We start from the raw sequence: 3,204 nt of genomic DNA, 5'->3' as shown, positions 1-3,204 counted from the left end.
TTTGAACGCTTATCCCGTGCTCTCCCCGGTGTACGTGCTCTCTAGCCACCGTCGCCCCGGGATCATCGCCCGAAGACTTGACGCCAGCGTCGCGGCGTCAGGACCACACGATTTCACGTCCGCCAGAAGCCGTTCGTCCGCGACGTCGATAGACGCGCTGCGGCCCACCGGCGGCCATCGCCTCCCCACCTCGCGTGTCGTGACGATCGCGATACGCCCCTCGTGGCGAGGCGGGATGAGGGCAGGGAAGCATGAATTCCGAAAAGGCGAAAGCGGAATATTTTCGCGGGAAGGACTGGACAGTGAGTCGGGCGTTGAAAGGCCTAGGCAATTTATCGTTTCGACGCAGCCCGCTTTCGCTGCAATCAGAGCGCGGCCAACGCTACGTATCGTCATCCGGTCGTATCCATGGCGCCCTGATTTGCCCGACGAGCACACAGCCGCAACGGTCGCAGCCTCCTGATGCAAATGAGGCTGAGCTCTGCGGCGTGTGCGACGGCGTCTTGCGCGTTCGCTCGGTTTGGGGATGACAACCTCAGATGGATCCGCTATCAAGCCTGCCATGATCACCGCCGCAACCCATCGTTTTGGTCGTTGGACGCACCGAAGCTCGCGGGCGGCGGGAGGATCGCGCACAATCTGACGATTTGCAGCAGATGATCCGAACAGCCGCCAGCGGACCTGGCGGCTTTTTTGTTGCCGGCAGGTACTTCACTCGAAGGGGAGCCCGCCATGCCGAGCACAACCGATGATCCGAACCTCAGCGCGATCGCGCCGCGGACGCTGCGTGATGTCGCGCGATTGCCGGAGCTTTTTGCAGAACGTCGTGATCCCTCGGCACAACATCGCCTGCAGTCCGAGACCGGCGCCAACATCTACTACTTGCGCCGTCCGACTGGGGTTCAGGCCGAGGCCAACCCCGCGCCCGCGTCGTTGCTGCTTCTGTCGTGGCAGCGCTGGCGTGAACGCCGCCGCTTCGCCCGCGAACTGCCCTGGCTCGCCGACGAGGTGCTGCAGGATTACGGCCTGACCCGCGACGAGGCGCAGCGGTTGTGCCGGCGTCCGTTCTGGCGTGCATGATCAACGTTGAGCCGTAGGGTGGGCAAAGGCGCGCCATGCTGTGAGTTGCGCGTCGACCGCATGACCGCGCCGTGCCCACCGCGTTCTTGCGCAACCGCTGCGGTGGGCACGCGTCCGCCTTCGGCGGCCGCTTTGCCCACCCTACGAGTCCGGCGCGCGGGGGTAGAGGTAGATACAATCGCCGGCGCCATGCTCCGCCGTCGTCCCCCGGGCAAGCCGGAGCGGCGCAGAGCGCCGCGATTGTGCCGGCGGCCGTTCTGGCGGGCGTGATCAACGTTCAGCCGTAGGGTGGGCAAAGGCGCGCCCCCGCTATCAGTTAGGTCTCAACCGCATGACCGCGCCGTGCCCACCGCGTTCTTGCGCAGCCACAGCGGTGGGCACGCGTCCGCCTGCGGCGGCCGCTCTGCCCACCTACGAAGTTATCAGTCGATCCAGCTTGCCTGAACGTAGACGGTCGCGTCGCTGCGGCATTGGGTCACGACGATGTCGTCCCAGCGATGCACGTTTTTTGCGATGAAGACGGTACGGTCCGCACAACGCTGTGCCGTCCACCAGTCCGGCAACATGATGTTTCCTGGCAGCGGCACGAGATCGGCGGCCTTGAGGGTCTCGGCGCGTTCTAAGCGCAGTGTCTCGAGCGTCCGTTTCAAGGCGTCATCGGACGTACTGAAGGACATGAACACGTTGCGAAAGTCATTCGACGCGTCCGATTGCCCGCGAAGGGCTGAGACGTCGGAGCCCGCAGACTGGCCGAAGACGGAGGAATAGATGAAGGTCGGTGGTGCGTAGTTGGCCCAAAGCAACGTGGCGACGAAGCCGACATACGGAATGGCGGCAATGACGAAGGGCGTCACACGGAGCGCCGAACTCCATCGTGGACCGGGCCGCAGCACCAGCCGGAGCAGCCAAGCGGCGAGCGACAGTACGGCGACGAGGACGGCATAAAGCAGGCCGTGTAAAATGATCGCAACGCTGATCCCCATGCGTCCTTCTCATCAACTTCTGGCCCAACGGCTCGAGCGTACCGCAAAGCTTAGTCTGTGTGACGCTGGGTCTCAATACGGCGCCGTGGCTGCCGATCCAACCGGGGCCTTCACAGCATCACAGAAGCGTCGATTGAAGGCTCTGGCCCTACGCCACGCACCGTCGTCGTCCCGGGCAAGCCGGAGCGGCGCGAAGCGCCGTGGAGGCGCCGACCCGGGATCCATACTCCGCAGCAGTCGTGGTGAGACGAGATCGGAGCCACCGACGTGCCGCCACACCACGCCCTGTGGTTATGGATCCCCGCTTTCGCGGGGATGACGACCGAGGATGAGGCGACGGCGTCGCCTCGTGACTCGAATTGTCGCTACGCTCGTGATGATGGCGAACAGGAGACCGCGGTGGATCAAGAGGAACTATGCCCGCGGCCGCCTTGGCGGCCGCTTCACCGGATGCAGCCTCGGCGCTCGCGCCACCCGCGGGCGCAGCCTGGTCGCGGCGGCGCGCTTCGGCTTGGCCGGCACCTGCGGCCTCGCCAGCTCCATCAGCATCCGCAGTGCCTCGATCACCGAGCGCGTTCTCACCGTGCTGCGGCCGATGGCGCCGAAGCGATGTTCGCGGTGGGTGATGCGGCCGTCGCGGGCGGCGGCGGCGAAATGGACGAGGCCGACCGGCTTGCCGGGGGTGGCGCCGCCGGGGCCGGCGATGCCGGTGATGGCGACTGCGAGGTCGACGTCGGCGCGCTCCAGGGCGCCGACGGCCATCTGGATCGCGGTCTCCTTGGAAACGGCGCCGAAGGTCTGCAGGGTCGAGGCCTCGACGCCGAGCATCGCGCGCTTGGCCTCGTTGGAGTAGGTGACGAAACCGCGGTCGATGACGTCGGAGGAGCCGGGGATCTCGGTCAGCGCGGCGGCGACCAGGCCGCCGGTGCAGGATTCGGCGGTCGCGATCATCAGCTTGCGCGACCGGCAGAGGTCGAGCAGCGAGCGGGCCAGCGCGCTGGTGGAGCCGATGTGACGTTCGCTCGCCATGAACAGCGTTTCCTCGATACCGGGAGCAACCTTAGAATTCGCTGTGCCCGAGCGGGTCGGCGTTCGATGTCATCGAAGCGTCGCCGCGGGCTGCTCTTCACCTCGCCCCGCT

Annotated in this window: 3 protein-coding genes; 1 reads left to right on the top strand and 2 read right to left on the bottom strand. The window is 66.1% G+C overall.

What is annotated here, in order from left to right; all coding sequences use genetic code 11:
• Window positions 1-732: 732 nt before the first annotated feature.
• On the top strand, window positions 733-1,080 hold the full coding sequence (locus BRAS3809_RS30210; RefSeq protein WP_008965817.1) for a YjiS-like domain-containing protein: 348 nt from the start codon (window positions 733-735) through the stop codon (window positions 1,078-1,080).
• 422 nt (window positions 1,081-1,502) lie between these two features.
• Here the strand turns inward: BRAS3809_RS30210 and BRAS3809_RS30205 are convergent, their stop codons facing one another.
• Both BRAS3809_RS30205 and BRAS3809_RS30200 read right to left on the bottom strand, forming a co-directional pair.
• Complete coding sequence (locus BRAS3809_RS30205) at window positions 1,503-2,063, bottom strand: hypothetical protein (RefSeq protein ID WP_008965816.1); 561 nt, start codon at window positions 2,061-2,063, stop codon at window positions 1,503-1,505.
• A 414-nt stretch (window positions 2,064-2,477) separates the two neighbouring features.
• The gene (locus BRAS3809_RS30200; RefSeq protein WP_008965815.1) at window positions 2,478-3,092 is read right to left on the bottom strand and encodes a CinA family protein; all 615 of its coding nucleotides are present in this window, start codon (window positions 3,090-3,092) and stop codon (window positions 2,478-2,480) included.
• Window positions 3,093-3,204: the final 112 nt, after the last annotated feature.

It is taken from the genome of Bradyrhizobium sp. STM 3809, assembly GCF_000239795.1.
GTDB lineage: Bacteria > Pseudomonadota > Alphaproteobacteria > Rhizobiales > Xanthobacteraceae > Bradyrhizobium.
The sequence above is the reverse complement of the archived record's forward strand: the minus strand, read 5'-3'. Positions and strand labels throughout refer to the sequence as shown.